Below are 18,702 nucleotides of genomic sequence, written 5' to 3' on the forward strand. Positions count from 1 at the left end.
TGTCAGATTGAGCGCAGTCGAAATCAAAGTGAGAAATCGGAATGGGAATTTCTCAATCGCTACGCTCATTTCGAAATGGCATTATTTTTTTAATTCATCAATAAATTTTTTGGCATTTGCGCCAGGGTCATCCGTTTTCATGAAATTCTCCCCGATCAAAAAACCTTGGTACCCATATGTTTGAAGTTCTTTGATAGCCTCGATGGAACTGATACCGCTCTCCGAAACCTTTACAAAATCATCCGGTATCTGCTCCGAAAGGGACTTGCTGGTTTCCAAACTTACCTCAAAGGTTTTTAGGTTTCGGTTGTTCACCCCCAGCATATCCAAACTTGGCATGATGGATTTTTGCAATTCCTCTTCATTGTGGACTTCCAAAAGGACATCCAATCCCAAACTTTTTGCAGTTTGGGACAACGATTTAATCTCTTCTCGGGATAAAATTGCGGCAATCAATAAAATCACATCGGCTCCATAAGCTTTGGCTTCCACAATCTGGTATTCGTCAATGATAAATTCTTTACGTAACAACGGAATATTCACCGATGCCCGAGCCAATACCAAATCATCCAATGAGCCTCCAAAATATTTGCCATCAGTCAAAACCGACATTCCACAAGCGCCTGCATCCGCATAGCCTTTGGCCACATCCTGCACATTCAAACTTTGGTTGATGACGGATTTGGACGGGGAACGGCGTTTGTGCTCCGCAATGATTCCGGTGTTACTTTTCTGCAATACGGATGCTAAAGAAACTGAGGTACGTTCCATCATCACTGAATGTTCCAATTGTTGGACAGTGATCAATGATTTTTTTAGGTCGACCTCTTTGCGTTTATCGGCTACTATTTTATCTAGGATGTTCATTGGGCACTTAATTTTTGCAATGTCTTCAATGCCTCCAAGCCCTTTCCACTCAACAAAGATTCTTTCGCTTTTTCAAAACCGGCTTTAGGGGTCAGGCCCTCCACCGTGGCGATGGCGATTCCTGCATTGGCACAGACCACATTGTTTTGGGCCTCGGTTCCCTTTCCATGCAATACATTTAAAAATATTTGAGCTGATTCGGCGATGTCCTCACCTCCGGTGATTTCTGATTGGGAAATTTTGGTCACACCAAAATCCGAAGGAGCCAACATGCTCTCTGAATTGTTGGAAATGGTCTTGGTGTCTCCCGTTAATGAAATCTCGTCATACCCATCCAAGGCATGCAGCACCGTGAATTTTTTATCGGTATTCTGGTAGAGGTAGCCATACATTCGGGCCAACTCCAGGTTGAACACACCCACCATCTGATTTTTAGGGAAGGCAGGGTTTACCATGGGCCCCAACATGTTGAAAAAGGTCTTAACGGCCAATTCCCTCCGGATAGGCCCCACATTTTTCATGGCAGGATGAAACAAGGGAGCATGCAGCACACAAATCCCCGCTTCATCAATGGATTTTTTCAGAAAATCAGCTTCATTACTGAATTTGATGCCCAGAAATTCCATTACATTACTACTTCCGCATTTGGAGGATACTCCATAATTTCCGTGCTTGGTCACCTTAACCCCAGCTCCGGCGGTCACAAAGGACGCCAAAGTGGAAATGTTAAAAGTGTCCTTGCCATCTCCTCCTGTTCCACATAGGTCAATTGGGTCATAATCGGATAAATCCACGGCCAGACAAAGTTCCAACAGCGCATCGCGGAACCCTTCCAATTCTTCAATGGTGATGCTACGCATCATATACACGGTAAGGAATGCCGCTATTTGCGAGGTGTTGTAATCGCCCTTGGCAATGTTCACCAAAATCTGTTTGGCTTCCTCTTTGGGTAGTATCTCGTGATTGATTAATTTATTTAGTGTCTCTTTCATTCTTATAGTATTTAGATATTAGAAGTGAGTATTGAGCTATTTCTCACTACTAAAATCTCATATCTCAAATCTTTTTGCTCTCCAACCAATTTTTTAGCATTTGTTTTCCTTCTGGGGTGAGTACAGATTCGGGGTGAAACTGAACCGCCGTTACATCATACGTTTTATGTCGAAGTGACATGATTTGCCCGTTTTCATCCACCGAGGTGACTTCCAATTCATCTGGCACATCGGTATCGACCACCCACGAATGGTATCGTCCCACTTGAAGCGTTTTGGGCAACCCTTTAAAAATAGGGTCGTCCTTGGTTACCGTAATTTCAGTATCCACTCCGTGATAAACTTTATCCAAATTGACCAAGGTTCCGCCAAAGACTTCACCAATGGCCTGCAGCCCCAAGCACACGCCAAAAATACGTTTGGTAGGGGCATATTTCTTGATGATTTCCTTGAGCAATCCTGCTTCATCCGGAATTCCAGGGCCAGGGGAAAGCACTATATAATCGAACGGTTCAATTTCATCCAGTGTGAGTTGGTCGTTCCGTTTTACAGTGACCTCACAATCCAAATCTTCCAGATAGTGCACCAAATTATAGGTGAAACTATCGTAATTGTCTATCATTAAAATCTTTCTTCCCATCGTTAGATTGTTTCGGCAATTTCCAAGGCTTTGTTCAATGCGCCCAGTTTGTTATAGGTTTCCTGTAATTCGTCTTCGGGGTTAGAGGCGGCCACCAATCCTGCACCGGCTTGGTAATAGAGTTCATGGTTTTTACTCAAAAAGGTGCGGATCATGATGGCATGGTTAAAGTTGCCTTCAAAATCCATAAAGCCAATGGCCCCACCGTAATAGGAACGACTGGTTTTTTCATATTTTTCAATAAGTTGCATGGCCATGTGCTTGGGTGCACCGCTCAAAGTTCCCGCAGGGAAGGTATCCGCTACCACTTTCATGGTGGTGATATCCTTTTTCTTTTGTCCGGTTACTTTGGAAACCAAGTGGATAACATGCGAAAAATATTGCACTTCGCGATAAGTTTCAACGTTTACGGTGTTTCCATTGCGGCTGAGGTCATTTCTAGCTAGATCTACCAACATTACATGCTCACTGTTCTCCTTATCGTCCTGCGCCAATTTTTTGGCCAATTCAGCATCTTTTTCATCATTTCCGGTACGTTTGTAGGTGCCAGCAATGGGATGGATTTCAGCCTTGCCTTCTTTTACAATGAGTTGGGCTTCGGGTGAACTACCAAATATTTTAAAGTTTCCGTAGTCAAAATAGAAAAGGTAAGGGGAGGGGTTAATGGAGCGCAACGCACGGTACACATTAAATTCATCCCCTTTAAATTTTTGGGTGAACCTTCGGGACAAAACGAGTTGAAAGACATCACCACGTTTGCAATGTTTTTTGGCCAATTCCACATGTTCCTTGTAATCCTCATCTTTTAGATTGGACTGAGGTTCACCTTCCCTTGAAAAATTGTAGGAGGCAAAATTCCGAACGTTGAACAGTTGTTCAATTTCATCCACATTGCTTTCGGAATCGTAACAATGGGCAAAGAGATACGCCTCGTTCTTAAAATGGTTGATCGCGATGATATTCTTGTACACCGCGTAATAGATATCCGGAATACGGACGGAATCTTCTTTTTTAGAGATTTCAACATCTTCAAAGTAGCGGACAGCGTCGTAGGCCATATACCCAAAAAGCCCATTATTGATGAATTTAAAGTCATTATGGGTAACCGAAAACTGCTGCCCGAAATTGTGGATGACCTCGGTAACATCTATTTCTGGGGTGATTTCGGTCACTTCTTTCTTACCATCAGGAAACCGTTGGGTAATGGTTTCATTCTCCACTTTAATGTAGGCAATGGGGTTACAGCAGATATATGAAAAGCTATTATCATTAGCGTGGTAGTCGCTACTTTCCAACAAAATGCTATTGGGAAATTGGTCCCTTATCTTTAGATAAACACTCACCGGGGTGATGGTGTCCGCCAGAATTTTTTTGTAATGTGTACTTAAAGTGTAACTCATTTTAAAAAAGCTATAAATTAAAAAAGGCTTGTCGTGATGACAAGCCTCTTGTATGATTATAATGGGGACTTAGCTCACGACTTTCGTTGTAAGTTAATCCACCACCAAGTATTTACTATTCTGTTGTTCATTGCGTCAAATATAGGGAGGAATTTTTAACGGACAAACATTGTTTTGTGTAAAATTAAAAATCCCGTCCAAGAATTTCTCGAACGGGATTTCCAAACACTTAACATGAGCTGATTACATCTGCAAGTCCACTACCAAATCAAATTCATCATAGATCAATTTGTCTTTGGCCGTACCGATGATACCAGAACTATACTTTATGTCGTATTTAGTTCGGTCAACTTTCAAGGTAGCGGTAGCTTTGTCTCCGTACACAGACACATCAAAAGTGACAGGCTTGGTAATTCCTTTAATAGTAAGGTCTCCGGTAACTTCATAGCTATTTTTACCGGTTGACTTTACTTTGGTAAATACCAAGGTTGATGTTGGGTTGGCCTCGGTTGAGAAGAAGTCCTCTGAACTAAGGTGACCATCCAATTTAGCTTTGTAGTCGCCTTCCAAATCAGTTGTATTGATGGAAGCCATGTTCACTACAAACTCACCACCTACCAATTTTTCGCCATCAAATTCCAAAGCACCGGACTTCAAGGTTACGGTACCAGTGTGCGATCCACCAAATTTATAGGCTTTCCAAGTAACTTGACTTTCGTTCGCCTTTACTTCCTTGGTTTCTTTTTCGGTGGCGCTTGCCAATGATGTACCAACTACGGTGGTCAATACCAAACTTAAAACTCTCTTTTTCATGATTGTAATTATTTCTGTTTTTAGGGTTAAAATTTATATATGTGTAAATAATTCTTGTTTTGACTTCCTTACTTTAGGAAGGTGTTGTGTGGCGTCAGACTCGGACCTGTATCCAATGGCAAGTACTACAGTTGCATTGAGGTTCTTGGCATCCAATCCCAATATTTTGTTGTATTTGTCGGCTTCAAAGCCTTCCATGGGGCAAGTATCTATTTTTAACTCAGCGGCTGCTTGCATGGTATTGCCAAATGCGATGTACACCTGTCTGGCAGCCCATTCATTTTTAGTTTCTACCGGAAGCTCCAATAATTTTGATTTCATGAATTCCCCGTAACCTTTCAATGCTTCCGCAGGAATATTTCGGGTGATACTTGTGTTATCGATATACTCATCCACCAATTCTTCACCAAAATCGGTAGTGTTGGCAAATACGATGATATGCGAAGCATCCGTAATCTGAGATTGGTTCCAAGAAGCGGGTTTCAATTGCTCCTTGACCTCTTGGTCAGATATCACAAATAGGTGATAGGGTTGCAATCCGTAAGAAGAAGCACTCAATCGAGTGGCTTCCAAAATGGTTTCCAAATCTGCATCCGAAACTTTTTTAGTGGCATCGAATTTTTTGGTGGCATAACGCCAGGTTCTATGTTCTAAAACGTTGTTCATTTTACTTTAAAATTTATCCAGTAGGTGATTCAATTCTTCCAGTTCCTTTGTGCTGAAATGTTTTACAATATTGCTTTCCGTCTCGGCAACCACTTTATCCATCTGGGCCAAAGCTTCCGAACCCTTTTCGGTGATTATGATCTCAACTTTACGTCTGTTGGATGGACAAACACTCCGGTCTACATATCCTTTTGCCAAAAGTTTGTCCACCAATCGTGTGGTATTGCTCATTTTGGTGACCATACGTTCGTTAAGGGTGGACAGGTTGGCTGGTTTGCCCTTTTGCCCCCTAAGAATGCGAAGCACGTTGAACTGTTGGAGTGAAACCTCAAAAGGTTTAAGTGCATTTCCCGCCAATTCATAAATCATGTTGTGCACTAATGTGATGTGAATCAGGGTTCTGCTTTCCAACGGCATCTTCTTCGAAGTCTTTATTATTTCCTCAACATTCATGTATAAACAATATTTGTATATACAAATGTAAGATGATCTACAGGTTTCCTCCTAATATTTAACAGATAAAATTTTGTTAAAAGGAAAATTGAGCCATCTCCATTGCTTATTTTTAAAGAGTAAAATACAGATAATGAAGAACTTACTAATTCTTGGGATGACAATGTTGCTTCTTTTGTCGAGCTGTGGGAACAAGAACAAGAAAGAAACCGATGAAGGTGCTGTTGAGGAATCGCAAGTTGCGGAGAATCAACCCACGGAAGAAGCGGTGAAGTTTCCAGTCTACAATTTTGAAAGTTTTGAGCCACTACTCCATAAAGATGACGATAAAATCTATGTGGTCAACTTCTGGGCAACTTGGTGCAAGCCTTGCATTGCCGAGCTTCCCTATTTTGAGAAAGTAACTGCGGAGCGGAAAGATGATGTTGAAGTTATTCTAGTGAGTTTGGATATGCCCAATATGTGGAAATCCCGATTGGAACCTTTTGTTGAAAATAGAAAATTGCAATCCGAAGTCGTTATTCTGGATGACCCCAAGCAAAACGACTGGATTCCCAAAGTGGCTGAAGAGTGGGGTGGGGGAATTCCGGCTACCTTAATATATACTAAGGACAAACGAAGCTTTTACGAACACGGATTTACATACGAAGAATTGAACACTGAGTTGAACAAATTTTTAAACTGACACCACATGAAAACATTTAAATTTTTTGGACTGCTTGCTTTAATACTTTCCTTGGGTGCTTTTACAATCAACCCGAACCCAATGGTCGATGGATACGAAGTTGGCGATATCGCCACGGATTTTTCGCTTAAGAATGTGGATGGAAAAATGGTCTCACTTTCAGACTACAAAGATGCCAAGGGATTCTTGGTGATCTTCACCTGCAATACCTGTCCGTATGCCAAGGCGTATGAAGACAGAATTATTTCATTGGACAAAACCTATAAGTCCAAGGGTGTGCCTGTGATAGCCATCAACCCCAATAACCCTGATGTGCAAGCTGGCGATAGTTTTGATAAAATGAAACAACGTGCGGCGGAGAAAGGCTTTACCTATCCCTATCTTTTGGATGAAGGACAAAAAGTATTTCCACAGTATGGCGCTACCAGAACCCCTCATGTGTATTTGTTGGAAAAAACGGTAAAGGGCAATGTGGTTCGATATATTGGAGCCATTGACGATAATTACCAAGATGCCGCAAAAGTGGAAGATACCTTTGTTGAAGATGCCGTTGATGCCATGTTGGCCGGGAAGGAAATAGAAGTGAAGACCACCAGAGCCATTGGATGTGGCATAAAAGTATAGTCTAAAATCACAAAATTAAATACATTAAAATCCGGGGTAATCCTCCGGATTTTTATTTTTGCAGAACATAAATGCTATAAAAATGTCAGATCTATCACAAGAAGAATGGGCCGAGCAATTGGAAAATGATGACAATGCAGTCATTTTGGATGTACGGACCGGAGAAGAAGTTGAAGAAGGATATATCCCGGGTGCCGTCAATATCGATATCTATTTAGGACAAGAATTCATTGATGAGCTTGAAAAACTGGATAAGTCCAAAAACTACTACGTGTACTGCAGGTCTGGTAACCGAAGCGGTCAGGCGTGTGCCATTATGAACAGCATCGGTATAGAGAATGCCTATAATCTAGAAGGTGGTTTTATGAACTGGGAGGGCGATATTGCCGAATAGATCATGAAACTTGAATCGGTCATAGCGGAATTGGAGCGGAACCGAAAGGTTTTCAAGGAGACTTTGGCCGATATGCCCCAACTTCTCATTAATTGGAAGGCCAATCCAAAGGATTGGTCACTTCTGGAAATCATTTGCCATTTGGTGGATGAGGAAAAAGAAGATTTTAGGACACGGGTTGACTATACCTTACAACATCCTGATGCTCCCCTTAAATCCATTGACCCAGTAGGATGGGTGCAAAAACGGGATTACAATACGCAGGATTTTGAGAAAAAAGTGGAGCAATTTGATAAAGAGCGACAGATTTCCATTGCTTGGTTGCAAACCACCGAAGACCTTAACTGGCAAAACACACTGTACCATCCGGAGTTGGGGACTATGTCTGCCCGTTCATTCCTATATAATTGGTTGGCACATGACTATCACCATATTCGGCAAATCAACCGAATCAAATACAACTTTCTAAAACAAGATTCAGGCGATTCTTTGGAGTATGCCGGAAATTGGTAGGGTTTTTTCTATATTGGCCCCATGAAGGAAGACTTGCTCCATTTTATTTGGGGGCAAAAAAAGCTTCATGGAAGACAACTTACCTCAACTGCCAACGAAGCCATTACCATTAAGGCCCCGGGAGTCCCAAATCAGTATTCAGGCCCGGATTTTTTCAATGCCCAAGTCGAGATTGATGCCCAAATGTGGGTGGGTAACGTGGAAATTCACCTGAAATCCTCGGATTGGTATGCCCATCACCATCAAACAGATTCCAATTACGATAATGTGATTCTTCATGTGGTCTGGGAGGATGATATTGCCGTGTTCCGAAAGGATGGTTCTTTGATTCCCACACTGGAACTAAAGAATTATGTCTCCGAAGAATTATTGCTCAACTATCAGAATTTAGTTGAAAAAGCGAAACCAAAGTTCATTAATTGTGAAAAGGACTTTGCTGGAATAGACCTTTTTTTGGTGGAACATTGGTTGCATCGGCTTTATGTGGAACGATTGGAACAGAAGAGCAACCAGATTGAAGCGTTGCTCAAAAAATGCAACAATGATTGGGAGGGAGTGTTATTCATGCTTTTGGCCAAAAATTTTGGTTCCAAGGTCAATGGAGATTTCTTTTTGGATAGGGCACAGGCACTGCAATTTTCCATTGTTAGGAAGGTGAGTGGTTCATTGGAAGTTTTGGAGAGCCTGTTGTTTGGTCATTTTGGGCTTTTGTCTGTGGAGGATTGTTCGGACCATTATTTTCTTCGACTTCAAAAAGAATATCAATACCTCCTTAGAAAATTTGATTTACTCCCCATTTTAACCAAACCTGAGTTCTTTGGACTTCGTCCACCCAACTTTCCCACCATCAGGGTATCACAATTGGCACAATTATATGGTAAAGAGCAGGGGCTTTTTGCACTAGTAATGGAAGTAAAAACGCTTGACGACATCTATTCAATTTTTGAAATTACGGCCACATCGTACTGGGATGATCACTTTACTTTTGGAAAAATATCCAAGAAGAGCAAAAAGAAACTTTCAAAGAGCTTCATGGATCTATTGGTTATCAATACCATAATTCCACTTAAGTTTTGCTATGCAAGACACCTCGGTTTGGATTGGACGGACGACCTAATCACCTTGGTGTCAGCCATTGAAAAGGAGCAAAATTCCATCATTAAGGGTTTTGAAAATATAGGGTCCAAGACCAAAAATGCCATGGAGAGTCAGGCCAAGATTCAACTCCATACCCACTACTGTACCAAAAATAAATGCCTGCGCTGCGCCTTGGGTACACATTTATTGAATAGAAATACATAATTTTAGGCATGGCATTGTTCTACGACACACTTTATTACTTTCAAAAGCGAGGCTTTGAGGTCTGTAGACGCATTGCCGAACGATTGGGCATTCGCGCCAGGGTGGTCCGTACCACTTTTATTTATTTAACTTTTGTTACCCTCGGTTTTGGCTTTGCCCTGTATCTTTTCATTGCATTTTGGTTACGTATCAAAGATTTAATCTATACCAAGAGAACCTCTGTATTTGACCTTTAATTATGATCAGACTTTTTCGCTCTAAAATAGTGCTGGCCCTTTCCTTAATGGTGTTGGTGCTATTGTTTGGGGTGACAGGCTACAAATTATTGGCAGGCTATACCTGGATAGAGGCTTTCTATATGACCATTATTACGGTGACCACGGTGGGTTTCTCCGAAGTGAGGCCATTGGACGCCAATGCAAAGATTTTTACCGTATTTTTAATCGTAACCAGTGTTTTCATCTTCGGTTTTGCCATCTCTGTGGTGACAGAATACATTTTGGCCAGAAATTCCGTCGAAGCACTAAAAAAGAAGAGAGTGAAGAAGCAGATAGAAAGTCTTTCAAACCATGTGGTGGTTTGCGGATTTGGACGGAATGGCAAGCAAGCCGCTGAAAAACTGATGGCCTATAACAAACCATTCGTGGTGATTGAAAAGGACAAGGAAATCATTGAACGGCATGAAGATGAGGTACTTTTTGTGGAGGGAGATGCCAATGAGGATGAGATCTTGCTTCAAGCCGGAATAGAACGAGCCCAATACTTGATCACTGCCGTTCCCGACGATGCGGCCAACCTGTTCATCGTGCTTTCTGCGCGTCAACTAAATCGGAATCTCTTTATCATCAGCAGGGCTTCGCAGGTTACTTCACAGAAAAAGTTGGAGTTTGCTGGGGCCAATAAGGTCATTATGCCCGATAAAATAGGAGGGGACCACATGGCATCTTTAGTGGTTATGCCCGATTTGATCACATTTATGGATAAACTTTCCATGGAAGGGGAGCACACCACCAATTTGGAAGAAGTAGAAATTGAAGAATTCACTGGTCAGACGGACTATAAATCACTCCGAGATTTAGATCTTCGTAGAAAAACAGGATGCACTATTATAGGGTATATCGATCCAAATGGAAAATACATCATCAACCCAGAAGCCGACCTTAAATTAGAGCCAAAAGGAAAGGTCATTGTCCTTGGCAGGCCAGAACAGATACGCAAACTCAATGAAATGTTCCAAATAGGATAGTTTAACAGGCATTAATTTTTTTGCGTAAATTTTTTTTAGGATATTCGAAACTTTACAAAAAACTAACATAACCAAAAATCATTATGAAGTATAGACTTCTTTCAATTTTCACCTTGTTTGTCCCCCTCTTTACCTTTGCTCAAGAAGCAACGGAAAAGGGCTTGGATGAACGTGTCAATGATGCTTTCATGCCTTTCGCAGTTTGGTGGGAGGGATTCGTATTGACATCAATACCGCTTGGCGGCATGAACATTCCCATTGTACTCTTATTATTGGTGGGTGGTGCCACTTTCTTTACAATTTATTTCAGATTCCCCAATATCCTAAAATTCCCCCTCGCCATCAACGTGGTTCGAGGAAAGTTTGAAGAGGTTGAAATGTACGGTTTGGAAAAAGTAGAACTGCACATGACCGAAGATGGAGATATCCCTGATACCATTCGGGATGAGAGCGAAGAAGGTGAAGTAAGTCACTTTCAAGCACTTGCTACAGCAGTTTCTGGAACAGTAGGTCTTGGAAATATTGCCGGTGTTGCAGTTGCCATTGCTTTGGGAGGACCTGGAGCAACCTTTTGGATGATTATTTGCGGATTGATCGGTATGTCCACCAAGTTTGTGGAATGTACGCTTGGGGTCAAATACCGCGACGTTGATAAAAATGGTGTGGTGCATGGTGGACCTATGTACTATCTAAAGAGAGGACTCGAGAAAAAAGGTCTTAAAGGTCTAGGTAAAGTTCTCGCAGTGATTTTTGCAGTACTCTGTGTGGGTGCATCTTTTGGAGGTGGAAATGCCTTTCAATCCAACCAAGCAGCCGTGCAACTTTCCTCTATGTTGAACCTTCAAGGTGGTGCCGTTGGTGTAATCATCGGTGTGGTCTTGGCTGCTTTAGTGGGTGTAGTTATTATTGGTGGAATTAAGAAGATTGCCAGTGTTACGGAAAAGATAGTTCCTATCATGGCCGTGATCTATGTTTTGGCCTCTTTGGTGATTATTTTCGCAAACATTAAATTCATAGACGTAGCTTTTACGCAGATTTTTGAAGGAGCGTTTACCCCTGAAGCAGGACTTGGAGGTATTTTAGGAGTTATAATTGTTGGTTTTCAAAGGGCTGCATTTTCCAATGAAGCAGGAGCCGGTTCGGCTTCCATTGCACACTCTGCCGTAAAGACAAAATATGCTGCTTCCGAAGGGTTGGTAGCACTTTTGGAACCTTTTATTGATACTGTGGTTATTTGCACCATGACCGCGCTTGTTATCATTTTCTTTAATATGGATGCAGGTGCATTTGATTATGGAAATGGTGTAGGTAGTACCGTTTTGATCAATGATACTGGAGAATATATTGGCGGGGTAGATTTAACCTCAATGGCCTATGATTCCGTAATTCCTGGGTTTAGATATGTGCTTACCATTGCCATTATCCTTTTTGCATTTTCTACCATGATATCTTGGTCTTACTACGGACTTCAATCTTGGAAATTCCTATTTGGACGTGGAAGAACGGCTGACATTGTATACAAAATCTTATTCTTGCTTTTTGTGGTCATTGGAGCAGGAGCAACCTTGGATGCGGTGATTAAATTCTCGGATGCCATGATCTTGGCACTGGTATTCCCCAACATGGTTGGATTATTGATCTTGTTCCCACGGGTGAACGACGAGTTAAAACGATATGTAAGAGCCATTAAAAAGGTCTACTAAATCCTAAAGATTTGGAAGAAATAAAATCCCACTTCAGGTTCAACAAACAAGAACGAAGTGGGATTTTCTTTTTGTTACTCATCATTTTTGCCTGCCAAGGCTTGTTTTATTACGTAAAAGCGAAACCATTTAACGGCAAACTGAAGGTGGTTGTCAACACCTTGGCCCAATCCCAATTGGATAGTCTTAAGAATACTGCCAAAAAAGACTCCCTGAAGTTATTTCCCTTCAACCCCAACTACATTACAGATTATAAAGGGTATACTTTAGGAATGACCTCCGAAAAAATTGATAGGCTTATGGCGTATCGAGCTTCCGGTAAGTTTGTGAATTCAGCCGAAGAGTTTCAGGAGTTGACACAGATTTCTGACACGTTACTGAACAAAATCGCCCCCTATTTTAAGTTTCCGGATTGGGTGAATCATCAAAAAGAAGAAGTTCATCCAACTTCCAAATCGTCCCGAAAAGAAATTAAGAAAACTACTAAGGATTTAAACAAGGCAACCGCTGAGGAACTTAAAACTATAAATGGTATAGGGGAAACCTTATCCAACCGAATTGTAAAGTTCAGGGACAGACTAGGCGGATTTTTGGTTAATGAACAACTATACGATGTGTATGGATTGGAACCTTCGGTAGTAGAAAAAGCTTTGAGGCAGTTTCAGGTGAACACTGTGCCGAATATTGAAAAAATCAATGTGAACACCTCTACGGCGCAACAGCTGGCCCAGTTGATATATATTGACAATAATCTGGCAAGGGAAATTGTCTCGTATCGGGAAACCCATGGGGCTTTCACTTCATTAAACGAATTAAAAAACCTCAAGTCGTTTCCAGCGGATAGGATTGAGAGAATTAAGCTATATTTGACCCTATAAAAATTGCATGAATGGTTACGGATACCTTGTCCACAATGAACTTTGATTATTCGGAGACCCAGAAGATGGTCGCTGAATCTGCCAAAGAGTTTGCGCAGCAGTACATTTTGCCCCATGTTATGGAATGGGATGAGTCCCAAACATTTCCGGTTGAGGTCTTTAAGAAGGCTGGAGAACTTGGGTTTATGGGGGTTTTGGTTCCCGAAGAACTCGGTGGCTCTGGATTGGGGTATCACGAGTACATTGCCATTTTGGAAGAAATCTCTAAAGTGGACCCTGCCATTGGACTATCGGTGGCAGCACACAATTCACTTTGCACCAATCATATTTTATCGTTCGGGAACGAGGAGCAAAAGCAACGCTGGATTCCAAAATTGGCCTCAGCGGAGTGGATAGGTGCATGGGGTTTGACCGAACACAACACCGGTTCTGATGCGGGTGGAATGAACACCACTGCAATAAAGGATGGGGATGATTGGGTTTTGAATGGCGCCAAGAACTTTATTACCCATGGAAAAAGTGGGGATATCGCTGTTGTGATTGCCCGTACCGGAGAAAAAGGCGACAGTCATGGAATGACCGCTTTCGTGATTGAAAAGGGTACTCCAGGTTTCAGTAGCGGAAAAAAGGAAGATAAACTCGGTATGCGCGCCAGCGAAACCGCAGAACTGATATTTTCAGATTGTAGGATTCCAGATGCCAACCGTTTGGGTGAAGTAGGTGATGGGTTCATTCAATCCATGAAAGTTTTGGATGGTGGCCGAATTTCCATCGGTGCGTTGTCGTTGGGTGTGTCAAAAGGAGCGTATGAAGCGGCCCTTAAATATTCCAAGGAACGGGTGCAGTTTGGGAAGCCCATCAGCGAGTTCCAAGGCATATCTTTCAAGTTGGCCGATATGGCCACGGAGATTGAGGCTTCGGAATTGTTGTTGCACAAGGCCGCCTTCTTAAAGAATGAGGGGAGGCCCATGACCAAGCTTAGTGCCATGTCTAAAATGTATGCTTCCGAAGTATGCGTAAAGATTGCCAATGATGCTGTTCAGATTCACGGGGGATATGGCTACACCAAGGATTTTCCGGTGGAGAAATTCTATCGTGATTCAAAGTTGTGCACTATAGGAGAAGGCACCACCGAAATCCAGAAATTGGTTATTTCAAGAAATATTCTAAAGTAATTTGTTTGCTATTTACTTTTAAATGTATATTTGCCGTCCGAAATCTAAAAGAAAGGAGGTTGTAGCCCATGTTGATAATACCAGTAAAAGAAGGAGAAAACATAGATAGAGCGCTAAAGCGTTTCAAGCGTAAGTTTGATAAAACAGGTACCATGCGTCAGTTGAGAACCAGACAGCAGTTTACCAAACCTTCTGTACAGCGTAGAGCTGAAATCCAAAAAGCACAGTACATCCAAAGCTTGAGAGATCAAGAAGAAGTGTAACTGACTTTTTATACCATATTACATATCCCGTTTCTACTTAGGAGCGGGATTTTTTGTTTTTAGGCATTTCCATTTTGTAAATGGCTACCTTTGATTTATGTCCGTAGACGCGTTCATATCCTATCTACAGTTGGAAAAGAATTATTCCCGGCACACCATTTTGGCCTATGAACGGGATGTTGCTGAATTTTCCAATTTTTGCGAAACACATCACGAAGTTGAATCCATAATTGATATTGGTTACCCCATGGTGCGGAATTGGATTGTGCATTTGTCTGGCAATGAAGTTTCCAACCGGACCATCAACAGGAAAATATCATCCCTAAGAGCGTATTACAGATTTTTGTTAAAGGTGGGCCAGATTTCCGTTTCTCCCCTTGCAAAACACAAGGCACTTAAAACGGACAAGAAAATTGAGGTACCCTTTTCTGAACATGAGATGGAGGAAATCCTTCAGGAAATCCCTTTTACGGATGACTTTGAAGGAACCCGGGACAAACTCATGATTGAACTGCTCTACGCTACAGGTATACGAAGGGCAGAATTGGTAAATCTGAAAGTGGGTGATATAGATTTTTCCCAAAATGTGATAAAGGTATTGGGCAAGCGCAACAAGGAACGGATACTGCCATTGCTTCCAGCCACTGCTCACCTCATAAAAAGCTATATGGAGAGCCGTTCGCAGTTGGAAAAGGTACAAGACCCCCATTATCTTTTATTAACAAAACAAGGTCTTAAAATTTATGAAACACTTGTTTATCGTACCATAAATAAGTATTTTAGTTTGGTGTCTCCCAAGGTAAAAAAGAGCCCACATGTATTAAGGCACACCTTTGCAACACACTTGCTGAATCGGGGGGCAGATTTAAATTCAGTAAAGGAATTATTGGGTCATTCGAGTTTGGCATCTACCCAAGTTTATACGCACAATAGCATTGCCGAACTAAAAAAGGTGCATCGGAAGGCCCATCCAAGAAACAAGAAATAACGTTCTTGTATTGTTTAACTTCACTGTCGCTAGGCAGTACTAAAACTACTTCTTATGAAAGTAAATGCACAATCGGTAAATTTTGTGGCTGATGGTAAGCTTTTGGATTTTGTCCAAAGACGAATGGATAAGCTTGAATTGTTCTATGACAAGGTCATTGACTCGGATGTTTATTTAAAAGTGGATAACACTAGTGCTAAAGAGAATAAGATTGTGGAAATTATGGTATCCGTACCAAGGGATAAGCTCATGGTAAAAAAGCAATGCAAGTCCTTTGAAGAAGCGGTGGATTCCGCCTGTAGTTCCTTGGAAAGACAGTTGGTAAAAAAGAAGGAAAAGTTAAGGGCCAATGTTTGATCAAAATTTTTGAAATTTTATTTTGATTAAAAAAATAAATCTATACATTTGCAGTCCGTTAGAAATAGCGGACTTTTTTTATGTAGAAAAGCCGGTAAATTGCCGATGTAGCTCAGCTGGCTAGAGCACGTGATTTGTAATCTCGGGGTCGTGGGTTCGAGTCCCTCCATCGGCTCGTAAGTTACTGAAAATAAGGCGGGGAGATACTCAAGCGGCCAACGAGGACAGACTGTAAATCTGTTGGTTTTCACCTTCGCAGGTTCGAATCCTGCTCTCCCCACAAAAGTTGTTGGCGTAACAACGTGGAAACGAAGGTTTTTTGAAATGTTGATAACTTTTTTGGGCAATGCCCAAAAAAAAATGCGGGAGTAGCTCAGTTGGTAGAGCGTCAGCCTTCCAAGCTGAATGTCGCCGGTTCGAACCCGGTCTCCCGCTCTAAGACAAGATTGTCATTCCTGCGAAGGCAGGAATCTCTTCCCTTGAAAAGTGAATTTTAAAGGGAGTTGATTCAACACTTTACGCCGGTGTAGCTCAGGGGTAGAGCGTTTCCTTGGTAAGGAAGAGGTCAGGGGTTCAAATCCCCTCATTGGCTCAAAACGATTTGTACACTAATATAAACTAAGATTAAAATTATTTTAAAATGGCAAAGGAAACTTTTGATCGTTCCAAACCCCACTTAAATATTGGTACCATTGGACACGTGGATCACGGTAAAACTACATTGACTGCTGCTATTACAACTGTATTGGCAAATGCTGGTCTTTCAGAGATGAGAAGCTTTGATTCTATCGACAATGCACCAGAGGAAAAGGAAAGAGGTATTACTATCAACACTTCACACGTTGAATATCAAACTGCAAACCGTCACTACGCTCACGTTGACTGTCCTGGTCACGCGGATTACGTAAAGAACATGGTTACCGGTGCTGCCCAGATGGACGGTGCTATTTTGGTTGTTGCTGCTACAGATGGTCCTATGCCACAGACTCGTGAGCACATCCTATTGGGTCGTCAGGTGGGTATTCCACGTATCGTTGTTTTCTTGAACAAAGTGGATATGGTTGATGATGAAGAGCTTTTAGAGCTTGTTGAAATGGAAGTAAGAGAATTGCTTTCTTTCTATGAGTATGATGGTGACAATGGGCCTGTAATCGCTGGTTCTGCACTTGGTGCTTTGAACGGTGAGCAAAAATGGGTTGACACTGTTATGGAGTTGATGGAAGCTGTTGATAACTGGATCGAACTTCCTGCAAGGGATGTTGATAAGCCTTTCTTGATGCCTATCGAAGATGTATTCACCATTACTGGTCGTGGTACTGTTGCTACAGGACGTATTGAAACTGGTGTTGCCAACACGGGTGATCCTGTTGAAATCATTGGTATGGGTGCTGAGAAATTGACTTCTACCATTACTGGAGTTGAGATGTTCCGTAAAATTTTGGATAGAGGTGAAGCTGGTGATAACGTTGGTCTTCTTTTGAGAGGTATCGAGAAATCTGATATAAAAAGAGGTATGGTTATCTGTAAGCCAGGTTCTGTTAAGCCACACGCTAAATTTAAAGCTGAGGTCTATATCCTTAAAAAAGAAGAAGGTGGACGTCACACTCCATTCCACAACAACTACCGTCCTCAGTTCTACGTTCGTACAACTGACGTAACAGGAAACATCAACCTTCCTGATGGAGTTGAAATGGTTATGCCAGGTGACAACTTGACAATCACTGTTGATTTGATTCAACCTATCGCATTGAGCGTGGGTCTACGTTTCGCTATCCGTGAAGGTGGTAGAACAGTAGGTGCTGGTCAGGTTACTGAAATTCTAGATTAATCATTTACAATAATAATGCGCCAAAGGGTGTTCCGATTTTCTCGGGATACCTTTCGGCGTAATTAAACGGGTGTAGCTCAGTTGGTAGAGCACTGGTCTCCAAAACCAGGTGTCGGGAGTTCGAGTCTCTCCTCCCGTGCAAGAAAATACAAAGTACTATGTTGACTTACGTTAAAGAATCATTTGAGGAATTAAAGAACAATGTTACCTGGTTGGACAGGGATAAAGCTTCTAACCTTATGGTTATAGTAGCGGTTTTCTCCATCGTGTTTGCTTTGGCAACATGGGGCGTGGATTCCCTTTTTAGTAAGTTGATCGCTTTGTATTTCGATAAACTAATAGGATAAGATAGGTATGTCTGAGGTTCTGGAGAAAAAATGGTATGTGGTAAGGGCCGTTAGTGGTCAAGAGAACAAAATCAAGGGCTACATTGAAAGTGAAGTGGAGCGCGCTGGTTTTGGTGACTATCTTGACGAGGTTCTTGTGCCTACCGAAAAAGTTGTACAGATCAGAAACGGAAAGAAAATCAACAAAGAAAGAGTTTACTTTCCCGGATATATCATGATTAAAGCCAACTTGGGTGGGGAAATGGTGCACATTATTCGCTCTATTACCAATGTTATTGGCTTCTTGGGTGAAACCAAAGGTGGTGATCCCGTGCCTTTGCGAAAATCAGAGGTGAACCGTATGCTAGGAAAAGTGGATGAGTTGGCCGTAAATACGGACAACGTTGCCATTCCATTTGTGTTGGGTGAGACGGTTAAGGTTATCGATGGTCCTTTCAACGGGTTCAATGGAACTGTTGAGAAAATCAATGAAGAAAAGCGTAAGCTGGAGGTTATGGTGAAGATTTTCGGAAGAAAAACACCATTGGAACTCAGTTATATGCAAGTAGAAAAAGTATAATTAGAGCTG

General features: G+C 41.8%; 23 protein-coding genes and 5 tRNA genes. 21 read left to right on the plus strand and 7 right to left on the minus strand.

Going from position 1 to position 18,702, the window contains the following annotated elements; genetic code table 11:
• Nucleotides 1-81: 81 nt before the first annotated feature.
• The 7 genes from trpC to ACFSJE_RS07170 form a co-directional block, all read right to left on the minus strand.
• A complete protein-coding gene (gene trpC / locus ACFSJE_RS07140; protein ID WP_379830298.1) occupies nt 82-867 on the minus strand; it encodes an indole-3-glycerol phosphate synthase TrpC in 786 nt (261 codons plus the stop codon).
• Complete coding sequence (trpD, locus tag ACFSJE_RS07145; protein WP_379830299.1) at nt 864-1,859, minus strand: anthranilate phosphoribosyltransferase; 996 nt, start codon at nt 1,857-1,859, stop codon at nt 864-866. The genes trpC and trpD overlap by 4 nt, the downstream gene beginning before the upstream one ends.
• Nucleotides 1,860-1,923: 64 nt before the next feature.
• Nucleotides 1,924-2,499 (minus strand): anthranilate synthase component II, encoded by a 576-nt coding sequence (locus ACFSJE_RS07150; protein ID WP_379830300.1) that lies wholly within the window; start codon nt 2,497-2,499, stop codon nt 1,924-1,926.
• A 2-nt stretch (nt 2,500-2,501) separates the two neighbouring features.
• Complete coding sequence (locus ACFSJE_RS07155) at nt 2,502-3,899, minus strand: anthranilate synthase component I family protein (RefSeq protein WP_379830301.1); 1,398 nt, start codon at nt 3,897-3,899, stop codon at nt 2,502-2,504.
• A 243-nt stretch (nt 3,900-4,142) separates the two neighbouring features.
• Nucleotides 4,143-4,712, minus strand: coding sequence for a YceI family protein (locus ACFSJE_RS07160; protein WP_379830302.1), 570 nt, complete (start codon nt 4,710-4,712; stop codon nt 4,143-4,145).
• 33 nt (nt 4,713-4,745) lie between these two features.
• Nucleotides 4,746-5,378, minus strand: coding sequence for an NAD(P)H-dependent oxidoreductase (locus ACFSJE_RS07165; RefSeq protein ID WP_379830303.1), 633 nt, complete (start codon nt 5,376-5,378; stop codon nt 4,746-4,748).
• A gap of 6 nt (nt 5,379-5,384) precedes the next feature.
• The gene (locus tag ACFSJE_RS07170; protein ID WP_379830304.1) at nt 5,385-5,831 is read right to left on the minus strand and encodes a MarR family winged helix-turn-helix transcriptional regulator; all 447 of its coding nucleotides are present in this window, start codon (nt 5,829-5,831) and stop codon (nt 5,385-5,387) included.
• Between the two features lie 133 nt (nt 5,832-5,964).
• On the opposite strand from ACFSJE_RS07170, the gene ACFSJE_RS07175 reads away from it, so the two are divergent.
• The 21 genes from ACFSJE_RS07175 to nusG all read left to right on the plus strand — a co-directional run bounded on the left by ACFSJE_RS07175 (nt 5,965) and on the right by nusG (nt 18,693).
• Nucleotides 5,965-6,516 carry a redoxin domain-containing protein gene (locus tag ACFSJE_RS07175; protein WP_379830305.1) on the plus strand — a complete coding sequence of 184 codons (552 nt, stop codon included), beginning with the start codon at nt 5,965-5,967 and terminating at the stop codon, nt 6,514-6,516.
• A gap of 6 nt (nt 6,517-6,522) precedes the next feature.
• A complete protein-coding gene (locus ACFSJE_RS07180) occupies nt 6,523-7,140 on the plus strand; it encodes a thioredoxin family protein (RefSeq protein ID WP_379830306.1) in 618 nt (205 codons plus the stop codon).
• Nucleotides 7,141-7,222: 82 nt separating this feature from the next.
• A complete protein-coding gene (locus tag ACFSJE_RS07185) occupies nt 7,223-7,534 on the plus strand; it encodes a rhodanese-like domain-containing protein (RefSeq protein WP_379830307.1) in 312 nt (103 codons plus the stop codon).
• 3 nt (nt 7,535-7,537) lie between these two features.
• Nucleotides 7,538-8,047 (plus strand): DinB family protein, encoded by a 510-nt coding sequence (locus tag ACFSJE_RS07190; protein WP_379830308.1) that lies wholly within the window; start codon nt 7,538-7,540, stop codon nt 8,045-8,047.
• Nucleotides 8,048-8,068: 21 nt separating this feature from the next.
• Nucleotides 8,069-9,349 (plus strand): DUF2851 family protein, encoded by a 1,281-nt coding sequence (locus ACFSJE_RS07195; RefSeq protein ID WP_379830309.1) that lies wholly within the window; start codon nt 8,069-8,071, stop codon nt 9,347-9,349.
• Between the two features lie 8 nt (nt 9,350-9,357).
• Nucleotides 9,358-9,585: a PspC domain-containing protein gene (locus ACFSJE_RS07200; protein ID WP_036383119.1), complete on the plus strand. Its 228-nt coding sequence runs from the start codon at nt 9,358-9,360 to the stop codon at nt 9,583-9,585.
• Nucleotides 9,586-9,587: 2 nt separating this feature from the next.
• Entirely contained in the window at nt 9,588-10,595 is a 1,008-nt protein-coding gene (locus ACFSJE_RS07205; protein WP_379830310.1) for a potassium channel family protein, read from the plus strand.
• 83 nt (nt 10,596-10,678) lie between these two features.
• Nucleotides 10,679-12,298 (plus strand): alanine/glycine:cation symporter family protein, encoded by a 1,620-nt coding sequence (locus ACFSJE_RS07210; RefSeq protein WP_379830311.1) that lies wholly within the window; start codon nt 10,679-10,681, stop codon nt 12,296-12,298.
• Nucleotides 12,299-12,309: 11 nt separating this feature from the next.
• Nucleotides 12,310-13,176, plus strand: a complete 867-nt coding sequence (locus ACFSJE_RS07215) for a ComEA family DNA-binding protein (RefSeq protein WP_379830312.1) — start codon at nt 12,310-12,312, stop codon at nt 13,174-13,176.
• 35 nt (nt 13,177-13,211) lie between these two features.
• Nucleotides 13,212-14,351, plus strand: coding sequence for an acyl-CoA dehydrogenase family protein (locus tag ACFSJE_RS07220; protein WP_379830338.1), 1,140 nt, complete (start codon nt 13,212-13,214; stop codon nt 14,349-14,351).
• Nucleotides 14,352-14,419: 68 nt separating this feature from the next.
• Complete coding sequence (gene rpsU / locus ACFSJE_RS07225; RefSeq protein WP_036383128.1) at nt 14,420-14,614, plus strand: 30S ribosomal protein S21; 195 nt, start codon at nt 14,420-14,422, stop codon at nt 14,612-14,614.
• Between the two features lie 97 nt (nt 14,615-14,711).
• Complete coding sequence (locus ACFSJE_RS07230) at nt 14,712-15,602, plus strand: tyrosine-type recombinase/integrase (RefSeq protein ID WP_379830313.1); 891 nt, start codon at nt 14,712-14,714, stop codon at nt 15,600-15,602.
• A gap of 54 nt (nt 15,603-15,656) precedes the next feature.
• Nucleotides 15,657-15,959, plus strand: coding sequence for a ribosome hibernation-promoting factor, HPF/YfiA family (gene hpf, locus ACFSJE_RS07235; protein ID WP_379830314.1), 303 nt, complete (start codon nt 15,657-15,659; stop codon nt 15,957-15,959).
• 101 nt (nt 15,960-16,060) lie between these two features.
• Nucleotides 16,061-16,134 (plus strand) — tRNA-Thr (locus ACFSJE_RS07240).
• A gap of 22 nt (nt 16,135-16,156) precedes the next feature.
• Nucleotides 16,157-16,239, plus strand: a tRNA-Tyr gene (locus ACFSJE_RS07245).
• An 82-nt stretch (nt 16,240-16,321) separates the two neighbouring features.
• Nucleotides 16,322-16,394: transfer RNA gene (locus ACFSJE_RS07250), tRNA-Gly, on the plus strand.
• An 85-nt stretch (nt 16,395-16,479) separates the two neighbouring features.
• A tRNA-Thr gene (locus ACFSJE_RS07255) sits at nt 16,480-16,551 on the plus strand.
• A 48-nt stretch (nt 16,552-16,599) separates the two neighbouring features.
• Nucleotides 16,600-17,787, plus strand: coding sequence for an elongation factor Tu (tuf, locus tag ACFSJE_RS07260; protein ID WP_379830315.1), 1,188 nt, complete (start codon nt 16,600-16,602; stop codon nt 17,785-17,787).
• Between the two features lie 66 nt (nt 17,788-17,853).
• A tRNA-Trp gene (locus tag ACFSJE_RS07265) sits at nt 17,854-17,926 on the plus strand.
• 19 nt (nt 17,927-17,945) lie between these two features.
• Nucleotides 17,946-18,134 carry a preprotein translocase subunit SecE gene (gene secE / locus ACFSJE_RS07270; protein WP_379830316.1) on the plus strand — a complete coding sequence of 63 codons (189 nt, stop codon included), beginning with the start codon at nt 17,946-17,948 and terminating at the stop codon, nt 18,132-18,134.
• Between the two features lie 7 nt (nt 18,135-18,141).
• On the plus strand, nt 18,142-18,693 hold the full coding sequence (gene nusG, locus ACFSJE_RS07275) for a transcription termination/antitermination protein NusG (protein ID WP_119642043.1): 552 nt from the start codon (nt 18,142-18,144) through the stop codon (nt 18,691-18,693).
• Nucleotides 18,694-18,702 lie beyond the last annotated feature (9 nt).

This window comes from Flagellimonas iocasae, assembly GCF_042682725.1.
Taxonomy (GTDB): Bacteria; Bacteroidota; Bacteroidia; order Flavobacteriales; family Flavobacteriaceae; genus Flagellimonas; species Flagellimonas iocasae.

Coding starts and splice junctions, on each gene's coding strand:
- trpC (WP_379830298.1), bottom strand. CDS start 867: ATGAACATCCTAGATAAAATAGTAGCCGATAAACGCAAAGAGGTCGAC.
- trpD (WP_379830299.1), bottom strand. CDS start 1,859: ATGAAAGAGACACTAAATAAATTAATCAATCACGAGATACTACCCAAA.
- ACFSJE_RS07150 (WP_379830300.1), bottom strand. CDS start 2,499: ATGGGAAGAAAGATTTTAATGATAGACAATTACGATAGTTTCACCTAT.
- ACFSJE_RS07155 (WP_379830301.1), bottom strand. CDS start 3,899: ATGAGTTACACTTTAAGTACACATTACAAAAAAATTCTGGCGGACACC.
- ACFSJE_RS07160 (WP_379830302.1), bottom strand. CDS start 4,712: ATGAAAAAGAGAGTTTTAAGTTTGGTATTGACCACCGTAGTTGGTACA.
- ACFSJE_RS07165 (WP_379830303.1), bottom strand. CDS start 5,378: ATGAACAACGTTTTAGAACATAGAACCTGGCGTTATGCCACCAAAAAA.
- ACFSJE_RS07170 (WP_379830304.1), bottom strand. CDS start 5,831: ATGAATGTTGAGGAAATAATAAAGACTTCGAAGAAGATGCCGTTGGAA.
- ACFSJE_RS07175 (WP_379830305.1), top strand. CDS start 5,965: ATGAAGAACTTACTAATTCTTGGGATGACAATGTTGCTTCTTTTGTCG.
- ACFSJE_RS07180 (WP_379830306.1), top strand. CDS start 6,523: ATGAAAACATTTAAATTTTTTGGACTGCTTGCTTTAATACTTTCCTTG.
- ACFSJE_RS07185 (WP_379830307.1), top strand. CDS start 7,223: ATGTCAGATCTATCACAAGAAGAATGGGCCGAGCAATTGGAAAATGAT.
- ACFSJE_RS07190 (WP_379830308.1), top strand. CDS start 7,538: ATGAAACTTGAATCGGTCATAGCGGAATTGGAGCGGAACCGAAAGGTT.
- ACFSJE_RS07195 (WP_379830309.1), top strand. CDS start 8,069: ATGAAGGAAGACTTGCTCCATTTTATTTGGGGGCAAAAAAAGCTTCAT.
- ACFSJE_RS07200 (WP_036383119.1), top strand. CDS start 9,358: ATGGCATTGTTCTACGACACACTTTATTACTTTCAAAAGCGAGGCTTT.
- ACFSJE_RS07205 (WP_379830310.1), top strand. CDS start 9,588: ATGATCAGACTTTTTCGCTCTAAAATAGTGCTGGCCCTTTCCTTAATG.
- ACFSJE_RS07210 (WP_379830311.1), top strand. CDS start 10,679: ATGAAGTATAGACTTCTTTCAATTTTCACCTTGTTTGTCCCCCTCTTT.
- ACFSJE_RS07220 (WP_379830338.1), top strand. CDS start 13,212: ATGAACTTTGATTATTCGGAGACCCAGAAGATGGTCGCTGAATCTGCC.
- rpsU (WP_036383128.1), top strand. CDS start 14,420: ATGTTGATAATACCAGTAAAAGAAGGAGAAAACATAGATAGAGCGCTA.
- ACFSJE_RS07230 (WP_379830313.1), top strand. CDS start 14,712: ATGTCCGTAGACGCGTTCATATCCTATCTACAGTTGGAAAAGAATTAT.
- hpf (WP_379830314.1), top strand. CDS start 15,657: ATGAAAGTAAATGCACAATCGGTAAATTTTGTGGCTGATGGTAAGCTT.
- tuf (WP_379830315.1), top strand. CDS start 16,600: ATGGCAAAGGAAACTTTTGATCGTTCCAAACCCCACTTAAATATTGGT.
- secE (WP_379830316.1), top strand. CDS start 17,946: ATGTTGACTTACGTTAAAGAATCATTTGAGGAATTAAAGAACAATGTT.
- nusG (WP_119642043.1), top strand. CDS start 18,142: ATGTCTGAGGTTCTGGAGAAAAAATGGTATGTGGTAAGGGCCGTTAGT.